Here is a 16,425-nt window from a genome sequence, read left to right as displayed (position 1 = left end):
GAAGGCAGGAAAAGGGCGTGGACGCGGTGACGCCGGGAGAAGAGGGCTTCGATCGCCGGATCGAGCCGTTCCGCAAGGAGCTGCTGGCGTACTGCTACCGGATGCTCGGCTCGCCCCACGACGCCGAGGACCTGGTCCAGGACACGTACCTGCGGGCGTGGCGGGCGCGGGAGCAGTACGACGGGACACGCAGTTCCCTGCGCACCTGGCTCTACCGGATCGCGACCAACGCCTGCCTGACGGCCTTGGAGGTCCGGGGGCGCCGGCCGCTGCCGTCGGGGCTGGTGGCCGCGTCCGACCCGCTGGCGCCGCTCGTCCAGGGGGAGAACCTGGCCTGGCTCCAGCCCCTGCCGGACTCGATGCTGGACGCCGGCGACCCGGCCGGCACCGTGGTCGAGCGCAGCGGCCTGCGCCTGGCGTTCGCCGCCGCCCTGCAACACCTGTCGGCGCGCCAGCGCGGCGCGCTGATCCTGCGGGACGTGCTGAGCTTCTCCGCGTCGGAGTCGGCGGAGATCCTCGGCACCACCGTCGTGTCGGTGAACAGCTCCCTGCAGCGGGCGCGCGCCCGGGTGAAGGAGGCCAGCGTCCGGCGGGAACCGCTCGGCGAGCCGCCGCCGGCCGAACAGCGCGCCTGGGTCGACCGCTACATGCGGGCCTTCGAGCACGCCGACGTCGAGGAGCTCAAACGGCTGCTCACCGAGGACGTCGTCATGGAGATGCCGCCGATGCTCAACTGGTTCGCCGGTCGCGGCAACTACGGCCTGTTCATGGACTGGGTCTTCGAGGCGGCCGGCACCGACTGGCGGCTGGAGGCGGTCACGGCCAACGGCCAGCCGGGGTTCGGCGCCTTCCGGCGCGCCGGCGACCGGTACGAGCCCCACACGCTCCAGATCTTCACCGTCACCGCCGAGGGCATCAGCCGGAACTCGGTGTTCCAGGGGCCGGAGGTCTTCGCGTCCTTCGGCCTGGCGGCCGGATTCGACGCGACCCGGTGACCCCACCGGGCCTGCAAGTTTCTTCAAGACCGGGCAGGGGCGGACGGCCGATGCTGAGCGGGTGATTTCTCCCGTTTCTCCCCTGGTGACGGGCGTGCGCCGTGGCCCGATGCTCGCCGTGCTGCTCACCGGTCAGGTCATGGCCTCCATGGACGGCTCGATCGTGTCGGTCGCCGCGCAGACCATCCGCCAGGACCTCGACGCCGGCGGCACGGCGATCCAGCTCGTCGTGTCGGGCTACCTCCTGACCGTCGGCGTGCTCCTGGTCACCTGCGCGCGGATCGGCGACCTCGTCGGGCAGCGGCGCGCGTTCCTGCTCGGGCTCGGCTGGTTCACCGGCGCCTCGCTGCTGTGCGGGCTGGCCCCCGACGTCGGCGTGCTGGTGCTCGCGCGGATCGCGCAGGCCGTCGGGGCGGCGCTGCTCACCCCGCAGATCTTCGCGCTCATCCAGACGCACTGGGCGGGCGACGCCCGCCGCCGGGCGATCGGCCTGTACAGCATGGTGCTCGCCCTGGGCGTCGCGCTGGGGCAGGTCGTCGGCGGGCTGGTCGTCAGCGCCGACCTCCTGGGCCTGTCCTGGCGGCCGGTGTTCCTGATCAACATCCCGATCGGCGTGATCTCGCTGGCCCTGGGGCCGCGCCTGCTGCCGCCCTCGCCCGTGACCGCGCGGACGCGCCTGGACCCGGGCGGCGTGGCGATCCTGACCGCGGCCATGGCCGCGATCACCGTCCCGCTGATCTTCGGCCGCGACCTCGGCCGGCCGCTCTGGGTGTGGATCTCGCTGGCCTGCGGCGCCGCGCTGTCGGTGGTGTTCGTCCGGCACGAGACCAGGGCCCGGCACCCGCTGCTGGACCTGGCGTCGGTACGGCCGCGCGGGGTGAAACCGGGGCTGGCGGCGTGCTGGATCGTCATGGGCTGCTACACCGTCTTCCTGCTCACCCTCACGCTGCACCTCCAGACCGCGCTGGGGTACTCGCCGCTGTGGGCGGGGCTGGCCTTCGTCCCGTACGCGCTGGGATTCGGCGCGCTCAGCCTGAGCTGGACCCGGTATCCGCCGGGACTGCAGCGGGTTCTGCCGGTCGCGGGGCCGGTCGCCTTCGCGGCCGGCGCCGGCCTGTTGGTGCTGCTGTGCCGGGACGAGTGGCGGCCGGACGTGGCCGTCCCGCTGCTGCTCCTGGCCGGGGCCGGGCACGCCGCCGGGTACAGCCCGCTGATCGCGCGCGTCACCACGCTGGTCGAGCCGCGGCTGGCGTCGGCGATCTCGGCGCTGAACGCCACCGGGCCGGTGCTGGCCGGGGTGACCGCCGTCGCCGGGCTCGGCAGCGTCTACTTCGCCGCGCCGTCCTCGGCCGACGGGCTCCTGCGGGTCGTCGCCGCGGTCGCCGTCCTGCTCGTGGGCGCGGCCCTGTGCGCCACCCGGGCGACGCTGTTGGGCGGCGGCCCGGCGCTCACAGGAGGGTCCCGCCGGACACGTCGAACCTGACCAGCGCCTCGTGGATCCTGTGCAGGGTGTCCGGGTGCAGGGTGAGGTCGGCGGCGGCCAGGTTCTCCTCGATGTGGGCGGGGGTGCGGCTGCCCGGGATCGCCACCACGTGCTCGTCCTGGTGCAGCAGCCAGGACAGGGCCAGCTGGGCGGGGGTGATGCCGAGGTTGGTGGCCAGGGTGCGGATGGGGGCGTACCTGTCGTTGTTGCCGGCCAGGTTCTCCGCCGAGAACCGGGGCGCGTTGTGGCGGAAGTCGCCTTCCTCCAGCCGCTGGACCGTGCCGGTCAGGAAGCCGTTGCCCAGCGGGCTCCAGGCCACCAGGCCGACGCCGAGCTCGCGGGCCGTGGCCAGCAGGTCCGGCTCCACCGGCCGCCACATCGACCACTCGTTCTGCACGGCCGTCACCGGATGGACGGCGTGCGCGGCCCTGAGCTGGGCCGCCGTCACGTTCGACAGGCCGATGTGCCTGATCAGGCCGTCGCGCACCAGGTCCGCCATCGCGCCGACCGTCTCCTCCACCGGGACGCCGGGGTCCGGGTAGTGCAGGTAGTACAGGTCGATCGTGTCGGTGTCCAGGTTGCGCAGGCTGCGCTCGGCGTAGCGGCGGACCAGGCGCGGGTCGGCGTTCACGCGCAGTTCGTTGAACGCGTACCCGACCGGGTACGGGCGGCTGGGCTCGCCGTCCGGGATCGCCAGGCCGAACTTGGTGGCCACCACGACCTCGTCCCGGGGGCGCCCCTTGAGCGCGCGGCCGACCAGGCGCTCGTTGTGGCCGTCCACCCCGTAGGCGTCGCTGGTGTCGATGTGGCCGGCGCCGCCGTCCAGGGCCGCCCGCAACGCCTTCTCGGCACGGGCGTCGTCGATGTCGCCGTACACACCGGGCGAGAGCACCATCGCGCCGAAACCGAGCGCGGGGACCTGCAGTGTTCCGAGTTCGCGTGTCTTCATGACGATGATCGTGCCGCCGGGGGCGCCCGGCGTCCAAGACCCTTTGCTATAACCATCGGTTATGGACGTGCACCTGCGGGAGCTCCGCTACTTCGTCGCGGTGGCCGAGGAGCTGAACGTGACGCGCGCCGCCGAGCGGCTCTTCGTCTCGCAGCCGGCCCTGTCCAAGCAGCTCAGGGTGCTGGAGCGGCACCTCGGGTTCGCGCTGCTGGAACGGGTGCACGGCGGCGTGACGCTGACCCGGCAGGGCGCGGCGCTGCTGCCGGTGGCCCGCGAACTGCTCGGACGCTGGGCCGCCGGGGTGGAGACGGCACGCGCCGCCGCCCCCGCCGGGACGCTGGTCATCGGGATGCAGACGGCCGTCGGCCGGGGGTTGCAGCAGGAGGCGCTGCGGCTGTTCCGGCAGGCCCGGCCGGGGTGGGAGGTGTCGCTCCGGCTCGTGGGCTGGGACGACCCGAGCGGCGGCCTCGCCGACGGCTCCTCCGACGTGGCGTTCATCTGGCTGCCGGTGCCGCCGGGGCTGGAGACGTACGTGCTGGTCACCGAGGAGCGGGGGGTGGCGATGCCGGCCGGTCACCGGCTGGCCGGCATGGCCGAGGTCCCGTTCGCCGAGCTGCGGGACGAGCCGTTCATCGCGCTGCCCGCCGCGGCCGGCCCGCTGCGCGACTTCTGGCTCGCCCGCGACGCCCGGGACGACGACCCGGTCGTCGGCGTCACGGCGAACACGCCGGAGGAGGTGTTCGAGGCCGTGATCAGCGGTCTGGGCGTCGTCCTGGTGGCCGAGGGGAACGCGGCGCTCTACAAGCGTCCTGGCATGGTCTACCGCCCGGTGACGGGTCTCCAGCCGGGCCGGCTCGCCATCGCCTGGCGCCGCGCGGACGCCCGCCCCCACGTCACCGCCTTCGTCGAGGCCCTGAAACAGGCCGCCGCCACGGTCTGACACGGCGGCGGAGGCGGTCAATCCGGGAAAGGCCGCATTTCCGGCGAGCCGCCCGAATTCATCGGCACGTTTCGGGAAGTCGCCACTAAGGTCTGACCCGACGCACCGGTAACACAGGAAAGGCACCCCCTATGAGCGACCACGCCATCACCTTCGACCTCATCGACGTCGACAAGGACGGCCGCATCTCCGCCGTCGAACTCGTCCGCCTGATGGAGATCCTCGGCCAGCCCATCACGCTGGACGCCGCCCAGGAAGGCGTGCGGAAACTGGACAAGGACGGCGACGGCCTGATTGACGTGGACGAGTTCGGCGCATTCCTGCAGAAATGACAGAAACAAGCTCTTGCTAGGCAAACTCTTGTCGCCTGAGCCACAATGGCGACAGGAGGGACGATGGCCATCAAGAGTGACATCAGCGAAACCCGGCTCCCCGCGGACATCGTGAGAACGCTCAAGGCGGGCATCGGAAGGGTCTCCGCCGAGGTGATCGAGGAGATCCAGACCCGGATCCCCGAGTACGCCAGACCGGCCGACGAGATCTACATCAAAGTCGTGAAGATGGCGGTCGAGGAGGCCATCGACGGCTTCCTCGACCGCATCGAGAACCCGGGCGCCCCCTTCGACCCCGAGCCGTTCCGCATGATCGGCAAGGGCGAGGCGGCCGAGGGCCGCAACCTGGAGCCGCTGCAGACGGCCATGCGGCTCGGCGCCCGCGTCTGCTGGCGGCGGCTGACGGAGATCGCCGACCCGCTCGGCCTGACCTCGCAGACCCTGTACGACCTGGGCGAGGCCATCTTCGTCTGCCTCGACCAGCTCGCCGACGCCGCCGCCGCGGGCTACGACGAGGCCAGGGCACACGCCGCCGGCGAGCTCGAACGCCGCCGCAACCGCCTGCTCGACCTGCTGCTCAGCCGGCCGCCCGCCGCCCCCGAGGCCATCGCCGACCTGGCCAGGGCCGCCGGGTGGCGGCTGCCGAGGACCGTGGCGGGCGTGGCGCTCGACGACCGGCACGGGACGTACCGGGCGCCCGCGCTGCCGCCCGACGTGCTCGGCGGGCTGGAGCGGCCCGCGCCGTGCCTGCTGGTGCCCGATCCGGACGGGCCGGGGCAGGCGCAGCTGCTCGACCACGCGCTGCGCGGCCACCGTGCCGCGATCGGCCCGGCGGTGCCGCTGGCCGCGGCGGCGACGTCCCTGAGGTGGGCGCGCGAGGCGCTGGAGCTGTCCCGGCGCGGCGTGCTGCCGCGCGGCCTCCTGCGCTGCGCCGACCACATGGCCACGCTCGTGGTCTTCAAGGACGAGGAGCTGGTCGGCGCCATGGCGCAGGCCCGCCTCGCGCCGCTGGCCCACCTGCGGCCCGCCCAGCAGGACCGGCTGGCCGAGACGCTGCTCGCCTGGTTGCGGCACGGCCGGGGCGCCGGCGAGGTGGCCGCCCGGCTGCACGTGCATCCGCAGACCGTGCGCTACCGGTTGCGGCAGCTCGAAGAGCTCTACGGCGACCAGCTCGCCGACCCCGACATCCGGTTCGAGCTGGAGATCGCGCTCAGGGCCCGCCAGGCCCTCATCGCCGCCCGGTCGTGACCGGCCCGCCGCACCCGGCGGGGACCGGCCGGGACCGGGCGGCTCCCGTCAGGCGGTGTGCAGGTAGACCTGGCCGAAGACCTCGGACAGGTTCTTGATGTCCGTGGCGACGTCGGCCTCGGGGCTGCTGTAGTCGTAGACGGTGGCCAGCCTCGGGCGCACGGTGCCGAGCTTCTTGAGCTGGTCCCAGGTGGCGTTGGCCGCCCACTTCTCGCCGTACACCCGGTTGACCTGGCCCTGCGCGTCCTGCCAGCGGCTCCACAGGACGACGGTCTCGGCGGCGTCGGCCTGGAGCGGGGCGGCGATGCGGTCGGTGATGGCCTGGGTGGCCTGCTCGGCGGTGAGCTTGGAGGTGCCGGCGGCGGTGAACCCGGCGTCCTCGGCGGCGATCTGGGCGTAGGCGTCCCAGGCGCGGGCGCGGACCTGGATCCACTGGTTGCGCTGGGCCTCGGCGGCGTCGATCTTCCAGGTGGCGTACTCGGTGGCCAGGTGGCCGGTGTCCAGGGTCAGCTGGTCGATCTGGCCGCCGGAGAGCCAGGCGCCGATGCGGGCGGGGTCGAGCAGCGGGTACTTCTTGGTCATCTCGGCCTTGCAGGCGTCGTTGGCGCCGCAGCCGAACAGCGGGACCACCGTGTGCGCCGCCAGCTTCTTGCCCGGCACGAGGTTGCGCAGCGCGGTCGTGGCCTCGGTGACGAACTTGTCCAGTTCCTCGGCCGTGGCGAAGGTCTGGTTGTAGCCGAGCTGCGAGGTGAACCTGATCCCGGCGACCCCCGGCTGCGCGGCCAGGGCGGCGACCTTCTTGGCGGCCTCGGCCAGCTTGCCCGCCTTGTAGTCGTCGGCCAGCTCGGTCTCGATCCAGGTCCGCAGGCCGGCCTCGACCGCGCTCTTCACGGCCTGGCCCGCCGGGCTCTCGGCGGCGGCCGTCTTGGCGGCGGCGGAGATCTCGTCGGGGTCGACGTGGCACTTCTGGCCGTCCGGGCACTGGTCGGGGGTGCCGCCGTCCTCGGCGCCGTCGACGTCCGGGGAGTCGACGTCGTGCATCTCGCCGTCGCCCTCGGAGTCGGTCGCGCACTCGTTGCCCGGCTCGGAGCAGTCGACCACGATCTCGCGCATCGGGCCGGAGTCGATCATGTTCTTGCCGTCGTTGTCCAGCCAGAACCGGGCGATGTCGGCGGCCTCCTCGGGAGTGGCCAGCCAGCGGCAGACGACGTACGCCGGGGTGTCGGCGGACATCAGGTCGTTGCAGCCCCGTGGATCGTCCTGCGACCAGGCGGGAACTCCGACGCCGAGCAACGACAGGGTCAGTCCGATGACGAAGATCTTCCGCAGTCGCATGACGCCTTTACTCCCATGGGGGGCGATCGTGGGCAAATAGCACAATATCTGGACGATCAACAACCTTCAATGAGATCCACGGCGGTCCTCACGCGGTTCTCGACGGGCAGTAGGCATCACAGTCGAGCCCTGGCGAGGCAGCGGCGGGGTGATCATCCGTCTTCTTCCGCCCAGTGCCACCCCGAGCCGTCCGGGTTCTCCCGCACCACCCTCGTACGTCCCCGCACCACCCTGACCCACCCGGTGCGCGCCGCTTCCTCCCGCGCCCCCTCGGGCCCGCCCTCGGCCCGCCGGGGCGTGCGATCGACCTGCGCGTCAGGCATGCCTGGAAACTACGCGAGAACCGGGCGCGGTTCTTGCCTGACGCCCGCACTTTTCGCGGCCGGCCCTGTCACCTCCGTGACAAATATTGGGACGACAACGCGCCGACAGAAACGGCAGACTGGGACGGATTTGACCGTTTTCGAGGGGACCGGCCCAGTGCACAGCTACCTCCGCGACCTCGGGCTGCTCCGCGACCGCAAGTTCGCCCTGTTGTTGTCCGCGCGAACCATCTCCATGCTCGGCAGCGCCTTCGCGCCCGTGGCGCTCGCCTTCGGCATCCTCGACCTGCCGGGCGCCGACGCCACGACGTTGTCGGTGGTGCTCACCGCCGAGTCGCTGCCCATGATCGTGTTCATGCTGATCGGCGGGGTGATCGCGGACCGGTTGCCGCGGCAGCGGGTGATGATGGCCGGCGAGCTGCTCATGGCGCTGGGCTACTTCGCGCTGGCGGCGATGATGCTGACCGGCTGGGCGCCGCTGCCCGTGATGAGCGTCGCGGCGGCGGCCTGCGGCGTGGGCATGGCGATCATGTTCCCGGCGCTGACCGGTATCATCCCCGAGGTCGTGCCCGCCGACCGGCTGCAGGCCGGCAACGCGCTGCTCGGCCTCGGCGCGAACGCCTCGCGCGTGGCCGGGGTGGTGCTGAGCGGCGGCACGGTGCTGTTGTTCGGCGGCGGCTGGGCCCTGCTGGTCAGCGGCGCGATGTTCGCGCTGGCCGGCGTGCTGATCGCGCTGCTGCGCCCGACCCTCGCCGAGCGCGCGGCGGCCGAGCGGCACTCGGTGCTGGCCGACCTGCGCCACGGGTGGCGCGAGTTCAGCTCGCGGCAGTGGATCTGGGTGGTGGTCGCCCAGTTCTCGGTGCTGGTGATGGCGATCCAGGCCGGGCACGGCGTGCTCGGGCCGCTGCTGGCCAAGGAGACGCTGGGCGGGCCGGCGGCCTGGTCGGCGTTCCTGGCGGGCGAGGCCGTCGGGACGATCGCCGGGGTGCTGGTGTCGTTGCGGCTGCGCCCGCGCCGGCCGATCCTGCTCGGCACGCTGCTGTGCCTGCCGACCGCGCTGCCGTACGTGCTGCTCGGGCTGGACGCGCCGCTGTGGGCGATCGTGGCGGGGGCGTTCGTGCTGGGCGTGTGCTTCGACGTCTTCGGCGTGTTGTGGCAGACGACGATGCAGCGCGAGATCCCGGCGGAGTCGTTGTCGCGGGTCAGCTCGTACGACGCGCTCGGGTCACTGATGTTCGGGCCGATCGGGCTGATGCTGGCCGCGCCGGCGGCGGTGGCCTTCGGCACCGAGGGGGCGCTGCTCGGCTGCGCCGCCCTCGTCGTGCTGTCCACGCTGGCCGCGCTGGCCGCGCCGGGGGTGCGCAACCTGCGCGCCCCCGAGCCGGAGCCCGAGCCGGTCTCACTCTGAGCGGAACCAGGCGTTGGCCCTCGGCTGGAACATCAGCGTGACGGCCCCGAGCACGGCCGTCACGTGCAGTACCCGGCTGATCGTGAAGAGCCAGGTCACCATGTCGGCCCCGGCGGCCGCCTCGGCGATCGAGCCACCGTGCAGCAGCCACTGGATCGGCCCCACGACCAGCGACAACGTGCCGAACACGCCGAGCCCGACGGCCAGCGTGAGCCTGGCCCAGTTCTGCCCCGCGCGCATCCGCAGCGCCAGGAAGACCGCCGCGGCGAAGACGGCCACCCGCAGACCGGCGCCGGGCAGCAGGTCCAGGACGCCCGAGGTGCCCTCGTAGAGCTCCCTGCCGACGGCCAGGACGGTCTCGAACGCCCCCGCCGCGACGGCGGACATCCACAGCAGCGCGGCGGCGTGCACGACGGGCGGCGGCTGGGGGGTACGGGGCTCGGCGGTCTGCGAGGCGAGGGCGGTGGTCATGGCGGGCTCCCTGTCGTGTCGGTTACAGGGAAAGTCTGATCCGCACGCCCGCGCCGATCATGCCCGTCGTCCCCCGAGTTCCGGTGAGGCGGGCCCTACCCCGAGGTCTCCGCTCGTGCGCAGGCCGCGGGCGACCGCGCGCTCGTGGCCGAGCCCGAAGCGCGGCTCGGGGACGCGCTCGCCGTCCAGGATCGCGGCCACGTACGCGGCCAGGGCCGGTGCGTGCTTGAACCCGTGGCCCGAGTCGCCGCCGAGCAGCCACACGCCGGGCGCGTCCTCGGCGATGATCCACTCGGCGTCGGGGGTGAGCGCGTACTGGCAGACCTGGCTGAACAGCACCGGCGCGGCGGCCAGCGAGGGGAACCTGCGCCGCAGGTAGTCGCGGGCCTGCCCGACCGCGGACGGATCCACCACCCGGCTGCCCTCCTCCGGCTCGTACGGCTCCCCTTCGGCGTCGGAGGTGGCCTTCATGCCGACCCCGTCCACGTCGCCGTGCCCGTAGGCCGAGGAGCCGTAGTCCACCCAGGCGGGCGTCTCGGGGGACGACCACGCGGCGGGCGCGGCGAAGTGCACCGTGTCCTGCCTGGTCACCGTGACCGGCACGGCGAACAGGCCGGGCAGCCAGGCGCCGCACGCCCACACGACGCGGTCGGCCCGCCGCACCTCGCCGTCCACCTCGACCGCGCTCAGCCCCGGCACGGGCGCCGCCCGTCCCCTGACCAGCCGGACGCCGGCCGCCAGGGCCAGCCCGGCGGTCACCTGCGTCGCCCGCCGCGCCCTGAGCACGCCCGCGTGCGGCTCCCGGAGCAGGAAGCTCAGGTCGTCGCCGCGGTAGTCGGGGAAGAACCGCCGCCCGTCCGCCGGGTCGAGCACCTCAACCGGGATATCCAGATTTTTCAGTACTTGGGCGCTGGCGTGCTCCCACCCGTCCGGCCGGGCCGCGAACCACACCATGCCCGACTCCAGGAACAGTTCCTCGCCGGCCCGCTCACCCAGCCGCCGCCAGCCCTCCCGCGCCTCCCAGGCCAGCCGCGCGTACCAGTCGTCGGCGCCGTGCGCGCAGCGCAGGAGCCGCGTCTCCCCCGCGCTGGCCTGCCGGACGTGTCCGGGCTTGTGCTGTTCGACCAGGGTCACCAGCCAGCCGGTTTCGGCCAGCCGCAACGCCAGTGACGACCCCCATATACCGGCTCCGACCACAATGACCGATTTCATGGAACCACCGTGACCGCAGGACCCGCACCCGCGCAAGGGCTCAGACGATGATCAACCGGACCACGACGCCCGCGCAGTTGCCCGCCACGCAGACGCGCACCGGGACCTCGGAGATGCCGGCCGCCTGGGGCACCCCGCCCACGTGCCCGTCGGGGCCGATCGTCACGCCCGCGGGCAGCTTGGCGTGGTCGGTCACGCTGAAGGTGGGGATGACGCCCTGGGGGCCGCCGTTGATGCCGATCTCGCCGGCGAGCGGGACGCCGGCCCGGCCGGGGAAGGTCAGCTCGCGCGGCTCCCATGGAACGTTCCCGAGCACGACGAGGGTGATGAGCTGCTCCTCGCACGAGTCCCCCGTGCAGAGCCGGACCGGGGCGATGAACGTGCCCACGCGCGAGGGCGTGCCGGACAACCGCCCGCCCGCGTCGACGTTGACCCCCACGGCGACGTAGCCGGCGCGGAAGGTCACGCCCTTGGCGACCGGCAGCAGCCACTGGCTCACCGTGATGCCCTGGGTGAGGTAGAAGGTGTTCTCGACCAGCCGGTCGCCCCCGGGCGCGGCGGCGGGTCGATCAGGGTCTCCCTCGCCATGTACGCGATCGGCGTCGTGAGCGACGGCACGGCCGGCGGCAGGGCGCAGAGAGCCAGCCCGGCGACCAGGAACAGCCACCTCTGCCGCATCTCCACCCCCCGACGCCTTCTCGTCCCTACGTACCCCTTCACCGTGCTCTTTCACTGGTCGGCCGCCACTCCATAATCGAAGTCATGGCCGCCGAATCCGCCCAGACGCTCGAACGCGGGCTGCGCCTGCTGCGACTTCTCGCCGACGGGAAGGGCGGGCGCACCCCGACCGAGCTGAGCACCGAGCTGTCGCTGAGCCGGCCGGTGGTCTACCGGCTGCTCACGACGCTGCTGAACGAGGGGTTCGTCCGCCGCGACGCCGAAGGGCGGGTGCATCTCGGGTTCGGGGTGCTGGTGCTGGCCCAGGCCGTGCAGCCGCTGCTGCGGGCGGCGGCGGTGCCGACGCTGCGGCGGCTGGCCGAGCAGGTGGGCGCGACCGCCCACCTGACCGTGGCCGAGGGCGACGACGGGCTGGCGGTGGCGGTGGTGGAGCCGTCCTGGACCGACCTGCACGTGGCCTACCGGGAGGGGTCGCGCCATCCGCTGGCGAAAGGCGCGGCGGGCCGGGCGATCCTGGCCCTGCGCGAGGGGCGCGACGAATACCTCGTGACGGAGGGGCAGTTGCAGGTGGGGGCGCGGGGCATCGCCGCGCCCGTGACCGGACTGCCGTGGCTGGAGGCTTCGGTGGGGGTGGTGACGTTCGGCCCGCTGGAGGAGGAGACGGGGCCGCGCGTGGTGGCGGCGGCCGCCGAGCTGGCCGCCGCGCTGGGTTGACATCTCCACACCGATGGCGGACGGTAGTCACACATAGAGGACACATGCGTCCGGTAAGCGGACAACATGGAGGGCGGATGCCGTACTACCGCGTCGTTGGGGAAGTGCCGCGCAAGCGGCACACGCAGTTCAGGCGGCCGGACGGCGGCCTCTACGCCGAGGAGCTGATGGGCGAGGAGGGCTTCTCGTCCGACTCCTCGCTGCTCTACCACCGCCACCTGCCCACCGCGATCATCAAGGCCGAGGCGGTCACGCCCACGTCCGCGACGACGCGGCTGGAGCCCAACCTGCCGCTCTCCCCGCGCCATTTCCGCACCCAGGAGCTGTCGAGCGCGGGTGACCTGGTCAACGGCCGCATCCTGCTCGCCGGCAACGCCGACGTCCGGTTGTCGTACGCCACCAGCGACCGCCCCAGCGAGCTGTACCGCAACTCCATGGGCGACGAGTGTGTCTACGTGCAGCGCGGCTCGGTCCGCTTCGAGTCCACGTACGGCGTCATTGAGGCCGGCGAGGGCGACTACGTCGTCATCCCGACCGGCACGATCCACCGCTGGGTGCCCGACGGGCAGGTCAACGTGCTGGCCATCGAGGCGTCCGGGCACATCAGGCCGCCCAAGCGCTACCTGTCGCAGTACGGGCAGTTCCTGGAGCACGCGCCGTACTGCGAGCGCGACCTGCGCGCCCCTTCGCAGACCCTGCTCGTCGAGGGCGAGGAGGTGCCCGTCCTGGTCCGCACGCGAGGCGGCCTGACCAGGCTCGTCTACCGCAACCACCCCTTCGACGTGGTCGGCTGGGACGGCTACCTCTATCCGTACGCCTTCAACATCGACGACTTCGAGCCGATCGTGAAGAAGACGCACGCGCCGCCGCCGGTGCACCAGACCTTCGAGGGGCCCGGGTTCGTGGTCTGCTCGTTCTGCCCGCGGCCGCTCGACTACCACCCCGAGGCCATCCCGATCCCGTACAACCACCACAACGTGGACTCCGACGAGTTCATGTTCTACGTGGGCGGCGACTACACCGCGCGCAAGGGCTCGGGCATCGACGTCGGCTCGGTCTCGCTGCACCCGGCCGGGTTCACGCACGGCCCGCAGCCCGGCGCGGTCGAGGCGGTGATCGACGCGGTCGCCCGCGGCGTCACCACCACGAGCGAGATGGCCGTGATGGTCGACACCTTCCGCCCGCTCGACCTCGGGCCGGGCGCGCTGTCCTGTGAGGATCCCGGCTACGCATGGACCTGGGCACGATGACTCTCTTCGCCGAACTGGTCGACGACGCGGGCCTGTTCCCGCCGACGTCGCTGCACATGGACGAGGCGCTGGCCCGCAACCAGCGCGACCTGGAGCACGGCAACGGCGTGCTCACCCACCGCTTCCTCTGCCCGGCCAGCCGGCTCGACCGGCTGCGCGGGCACGCCTACCGGCCGCGGCGCATCGGGCTGATCGTGGACACGCCCGAGCTGCCCGAGTTCGGCGACCTGCCGGTGGACTTCGTCGAGATCCGGCTCGGCGCCGACGAGTCCGTCGCCGAGCTGGCCCGGCGCCTCGGCCTGCCCGCGCACGTGCGGCTGTTCGTCGAGGTCCCGCCGGACAGGAAGGTCGCCGGCGTGCCCGACGGGGTGGGCCTGAAGGTGCGCTGCGGCGGGCTCAAGGCCGAGGCGTTCCCCTCGGTGGAGCACCTCGCGGCGTTCGTCCGGGCCTGCGTCGAGGCCGACGTCCCGTTCAAGGCCACGGCCGGGCTGCACCACGCGGTGCGGCACTTCGACCCGAGCCTCGGCGTCGACCGGCACGGCTTCCTCAACCTGCTGCTGTCGGTCTGCGAGGCCGTGGAAGGCCGCGACCCCGCGCCCGTGCTGCGCACCACCGACGTCGGACATCTCGTACGGCTGGCCGGAGCCGTGACGGAGGAGACCGCGAAGCGGGCGCGGCGGCTGCTGGTCAGCTACGGCTCCTGCAGCACCGGCACGCCCATCGAGGACCTGCAGACGCTAGGAGTGATTCAGTGAGCTGGGGAGTGGACAACCTGCCCTACGGCGTGTTCTCCCGTCAGGGCGAATCGCCCAGAGTGGGCGTCAGGTACGGCGACAAGGTGCTCGACCTGGCCGCCGCGCTGCACGACGAGGTGTTCGCCGCCCCCTCGCTCAACCCGTTCATGGCGAGGGGCCGATCGGCCTGGCACGACACCAGGACCCTCATCCAGAACAAGCTGACCGGCGACTCCTCGGTCACCGAGAGCCACCTGATCCCGCTCGACCAGGTGCGGCTGCACATGCCGTTCGAGGTGGCCGACTACGTCGACTTCTACTGCTCGCTCGACCACGCGAGCAACATCGGCCGCATCTTCCGTCCCGACGCCGAGCCGCTGCTGCCCAACTGGCGTCACCTGCCCGTCGGCTACCACGGCAGGTCGGGCACGGTCGTCGTGTCCGGCACGCCGGTCCGGCGCCCGCACGGCCAGCTCAGGGCCGGGGTCTACGGGCCGTGCGCCAAGCTCGACATCGAGGCCGAGCTGGGGTTCGTGGTCGGCGTGCCGTCGGAGCTGGGCTCGCCGGCCGGGGCGTTCGAGGACCACGTGTTCGGGGTGACGCTGGTCAACGACTGGAGCGCGCGCGACATCCAGGCGTGGGAGTACGTGCCGCTCGGGCCGTTCCTGGGCAAGTCGTTCGCGACCTCGGTCTCGCCGTGGGTCACGCCGCTGGAGGCGCTGCCCAGGGTCCCGGGCCGCCCGCAGGACCCCGAGCCGCTCGACTACCTGCGCAGGCAGGGCGACTGGGGCCTGGACATCGCCGTCGAGGTCGTGCTCAACGGCGACGTGATCTCGCGCCCGCCGTACCCGAGCATGTACTGGACGCCCGACCAGATGCTCGCCCACATGACCGTGAACGGCGCCTCCCTGCGTACCGGAGACCTGTTCGCCAGCGGCACGATCTCCGGCCCCGAACGCGACGAGCGCGGCTCGCTCATCGAGCTGACCTGGAACGGCGCCGAACCGATCAAGCTGTCCGGCGGCGACACCCGCACCTTCCTCCAGGACGGCGACACGGTGACGATCCGGGCCACCGCGGGTGGCCTGACATTGGGCGAGGTGTCCGGAACCATCGGATAAGTAACTCAAGGTGCTTCGACCGTCACTCGCCGCTAACCTGGGAACTCCCCTTCCCTCGGAAAGCCCTCGGAGAGTGACGTGCGGCGTGCCGCGATCCTGTGTGTCGCCTTCCTCCTGGCCTGCTGCGGCTGCGGTCCCGTCGGCGACTCCCCGGCCGCACCCGCGGTCGTGCACGTCTTCCCCGCCTTCGACGCCAAGCGGGCCCGTCCCGACAAGGGGCTGGTCATCACCGCTCAGGGCGGCCGGCTGACCCAGGTCCTGGTCTACGAGGGAGGCGAGCACGTCCCGGGCCGGCTCGACGCCTCGCACACCAGGTGGCGCTCCGACTGGACGCTCAAACCCGCGACCGAGTACACCGTGACCGCCACGGCCGCGGGCGAGAACGGCCCGTCCACGGTCTCCATGGGCCGCTTCCGCACCCGCGCCGCCGAGCACACGTTCGGGGTGGCCGCCACCGCGCCGCTGCCCGGCGAGACCGTCGGCGTGGGCATGCCGGTCGTCATCGACTTCGACACCCCGATCCAGGACAAGGCGGCCGTCGAGCGGTCGCTGGAGGTCACCACGAAGACCCCGGCCGAGGGCGCCTGGCGCTGGACCAGCGACACGCAGGTGGTCTACCGCACCCACCGGTTCTGGGCCTCGGGGCAGCAGGTGATGGTCAGCGCCCACCTGGCCGGGGTGCGCCCCGCCCCGGGCGTCTACGGCACCCTCGACTCCACCTTCGCCTTCACCGTGGGCCGCAGGCAGACCAGCACGGTCGACGCCCGCACCCACCAGATGGTCGTGCGCCGCGACGGCAGGGTGGCGCAGCAGATGGCCATCAGCGCCGGCATGGCCACCACGCGCGAATACACCACCACCAGCGGCATGCACCTGACCATGGACAAGGGAAACCCGGTCCGCATGATCTCCCCAGGCCGCGCCAAGGGCGACCCCGGCTACTACGACCTGCTGATCGAGCACGCCGTGCGCATCTCCAACAGCGGCGAGTACGTGCACGCGAAGGACAACGTCTGGGCCCAGGGAAGGGAAAACGTCAGCCACGGCTGCATCAACGCCCGCCCCGACCAGGCGGCCTGGTTCTACGCCGGGTCGCTGCGCGGCGACCCCGTGCTGATCACGGGCACCGCCCGCCAGCTGGAATGGGACAACGGGTGGGGTTTCTGGCAACTTCCGTGGGAGAAGTGGGTCCTGGGAAGCGCCCTGGCCGCCCCGCCGGCCGGCCGGTGACG

Annotated in this window: 18 protein-coding genes; 11 read left to right on the top strand and 7 right to left on the bottom strand. The window is 72.5% G+C overall.

Translation table 11 applies throughout. The features are described 5' to 3' along the window. Positions 1–17: 17 nt before the first annotated feature. Positions 18–995 carry a sigma-70 family RNA polymerase sigma factor gene (locus ACNF49_RS08340; RefSeq protein WP_482943290.1) on the top strand — a complete coding sequence of 326 codons (978 nt, stop codon included), beginning with the start codon at positions 18–20 and terminating at the stop codon, positions 993–995. Positions 996–1,089: 94 nt separating this feature from the next. Beyond that, positions 1,090–2,478, top strand: a complete 1,389-nt coding sequence (locus ACNF49_RS08335) for an MFS transporter (protein ID WP_482943289.1) — start codon at positions 1,090–1,092, stop codon at positions 2,476–2,478. On the opposite strand, the gene ACNF49_RS08330 is transcribed toward ACNF49_RS08335, so the two are convergent. Continuing rightward, positions 2,444–3,427 (bottom strand): aldo/keto reductase, encoded by a 984-nt coding sequence (locus ACNF49_RS08330; RefSeq protein WP_482943288.1) that lies wholly within the window; start codon positions 3,425–3,427, stop codon positions 2,444–2,446. The two genes, ACNF49_RS08335 and ACNF49_RS08330, sit on opposite strands and share 35 nt — an antisense overlap. 61 nt (positions 3,428–3,488) lie before the next feature. Here ACNF49_RS08330 and ACNF49_RS08325 point away from each other — a divergent pair, with 61 nt between their 5' ends. From ACNF49_RS08325 to ACNF49_RS08315, 3 genes are all read left to right on the top strand, one after another. Beyond that, positions 3,489–4,367 (top strand): LysR family transcriptional regulator, encoded by an 879-nt coding sequence (locus tag ACNF49_RS08325; RefSeq protein WP_482943287.1) that lies wholly within the window; start codon positions 3,489–3,491, stop codon positions 4,365–4,367. A gap of 131 nt (positions 4,368–4,498) precedes the next feature. Next, entirely contained in the window at positions 4,499–4,699 is a 201-nt protein-coding gene (locus tag ACNF49_RS08320) for an EF-hand domain-containing protein (RefSeq protein WP_352324961.1), read from the top strand. Positions 4,700–4,762: 63 nt separating this feature from the next. Continuing rightward, positions 4,763–5,947, top strand: a complete 1,185-nt coding sequence (locus ACNF49_RS08315; protein WP_482943286.1) for a PucR family transcriptional regulator — start codon at positions 4,763–4,765, stop codon at positions 5,945–5,947. Positions 5,948–5,995: 48 nt separating this feature from the next. Here the strand turns inward: ACNF49_RS08315 and ACNF49_RS08310 are convergent, their stop codons facing one another. Both ACNF49_RS08310 and ACNF49_RS08305 read right to left on the bottom strand, forming a co-directional pair. Continuing rightward, complete coding sequence (locus ACNF49_RS08310) at positions 5,996–7,282, bottom strand: hypothetical protein (RefSeq protein ID WP_357976283.1); 1,287 nt, start codon at positions 7,280–7,282, stop codon at positions 5,996–5,998. Positions 7,283–7,434: 152 nt separating this feature from the next. After that, on the bottom strand, positions 7,435–7,605 hold the full coding sequence (locus tag ACNF49_RS08305) for a hypothetical protein (protein WP_357976280.1): 171 nt from the start codon (positions 7,603–7,605) through the stop codon (positions 7,435–7,437). A gap of 157 nt (positions 7,606–7,762) precedes the next feature. Between ACNF49_RS08305 and ACNF49_RS08300 the strand changes: the two genes are divergently transcribed. After that, complete coding sequence (locus tag ACNF49_RS08300; RefSeq protein ID WP_357976277.1) at positions 7,763–9,013, top strand: MFS transporter; 1,251 nt, start codon at positions 7,763–7,765, stop codon at positions 9,011–9,013. Here the strand turns inward: ACNF49_RS08300 and ACNF49_RS08295 are convergent. Genes ACNF49_RS08295 through ACNF49_RS08280 form a run of 4 tightly spaced genes read right to left on the bottom strand, consistent with a single transcriptional unit; the run spans position 9,005 to position 11,380 of the window. After that, positions 9,005–9,484, bottom strand: coding sequence for a hypothetical protein (locus tag ACNF49_RS08295; protein ID WP_482943285.1), 480 nt, complete (start codon positions 9,482–9,484; stop codon positions 9,005–9,007). The genes ACNF49_RS08300 and ACNF49_RS08295 overlap by 9 nt on opposite strands. Before the next feature lie 57 nt (positions 9,485–9,541). Next, positions 9,542–10,696 carry an FAD-dependent oxidoreductase gene (locus ACNF49_RS08290; protein ID WP_357976271.1) on the bottom strand — a complete coding sequence of 385 codons (1,155 nt, stop codon included), beginning with the start codon at positions 10,694–10,696 and terminating at the stop codon, positions 9,542–9,544. A gap of 40 nt (positions 10,697–10,736) precedes the next feature. Further along, the gene (locus ACNF49_RS08285; RefSeq protein WP_482943283.1) at positions 10,737–11,195 is read right to left on the bottom strand and encodes a hypothetical protein; all 459 of its coding nucleotides are present in this window, start codon (positions 11,193–11,195) and stop codon (positions 10,737–10,739) included. Further along, positions 11,192–11,380, bottom strand: coding sequence for a hypothetical protein (locus ACNF49_RS08280; RefSeq protein WP_482943282.1), 189 nt, complete (start codon positions 11,378–11,380; stop codon positions 11,192–11,194). Before ACNF49_RS08280 ends, ACNF49_RS08285 begins: the two co-directional genes overlap by 4 nt. Before the next feature lie 78 nt (positions 11,381–11,458). On the opposite strand from ACNF49_RS08280, the gene ACNF49_RS08275 reads away from it, so the two are divergent. The 5 genes from ACNF49_RS08275 (at position 11,459) to ACNF49_RS08255 (ending at position 16,423) form a co-directional block, all read left to right on the top strand. Next, on the top strand, positions 11,459–12,088 hold the full coding sequence (locus tag ACNF49_RS08275; RefSeq protein WP_352361631.1) for a helix-turn-helix domain-containing protein: 630 nt from the start codon (positions 11,459–11,461) through the stop codon (positions 12,086–12,088). A 77-nt stretch (positions 12,089–12,165) separates the two neighbouring features. Continuing rightward, the gene (locus ACNF49_RS08270) at positions 12,166–13,338 is read left to right on the top strand and encodes a homogentisate 1,2-dioxygenase (RefSeq protein ID WP_357976265.1); all 1,173 of its coding nucleotides are present in this window, start codon (positions 12,166–12,168) and stop codon (positions 13,336–13,338) included. Further along, positions 13,320–14,093 carry a hypothetical protein gene (locus ACNF49_RS08265; RefSeq protein ID WP_357976262.1) on the top strand — a complete coding sequence of 258 codons (774 nt, stop codon included), beginning with the start codon at positions 13,320–13,322 and terminating at the stop codon, positions 14,091–14,093. The genes ACNF49_RS08270 and ACNF49_RS08265 overlap by 19 nt, the downstream gene beginning before the upstream one ends. Further along, positions 14,090–15,193 carry a fumarylacetoacetase gene (gene fahA / locus ACNF49_RS08260; RefSeq protein ID WP_357976260.1) on the top strand — a complete coding sequence of 368 codons (1,104 nt, stop codon included), beginning with the start codon at positions 14,090–14,092 and terminating at the stop codon, positions 15,191–15,193. The genes ACNF49_RS08265 and fahA overlap by 4 nt, the downstream gene beginning before the upstream one ends. A gap of 78 nt (positions 15,194–15,271) precedes the next feature. Further along, positions 15,272–16,423: a L,D-transpeptidase gene (locus ACNF49_RS08255; protein WP_357976257.1), complete on the top strand. Its 1,152-nt coding sequence runs from the start codon at positions 15,272–15,274 to the stop codon at positions 16,421–16,423. Positions 16,424–16,425: the final 2 nt, after the last annotated feature.

The sequence above is a fragment of the Actinomadura sp. ATCC 39365 genome, from assembly GCF_054392275.1.
Note: the sequence above shows the minus strand (reverse complement) of the source record. Positions and strands in the feature narration are given on the sequence as shown.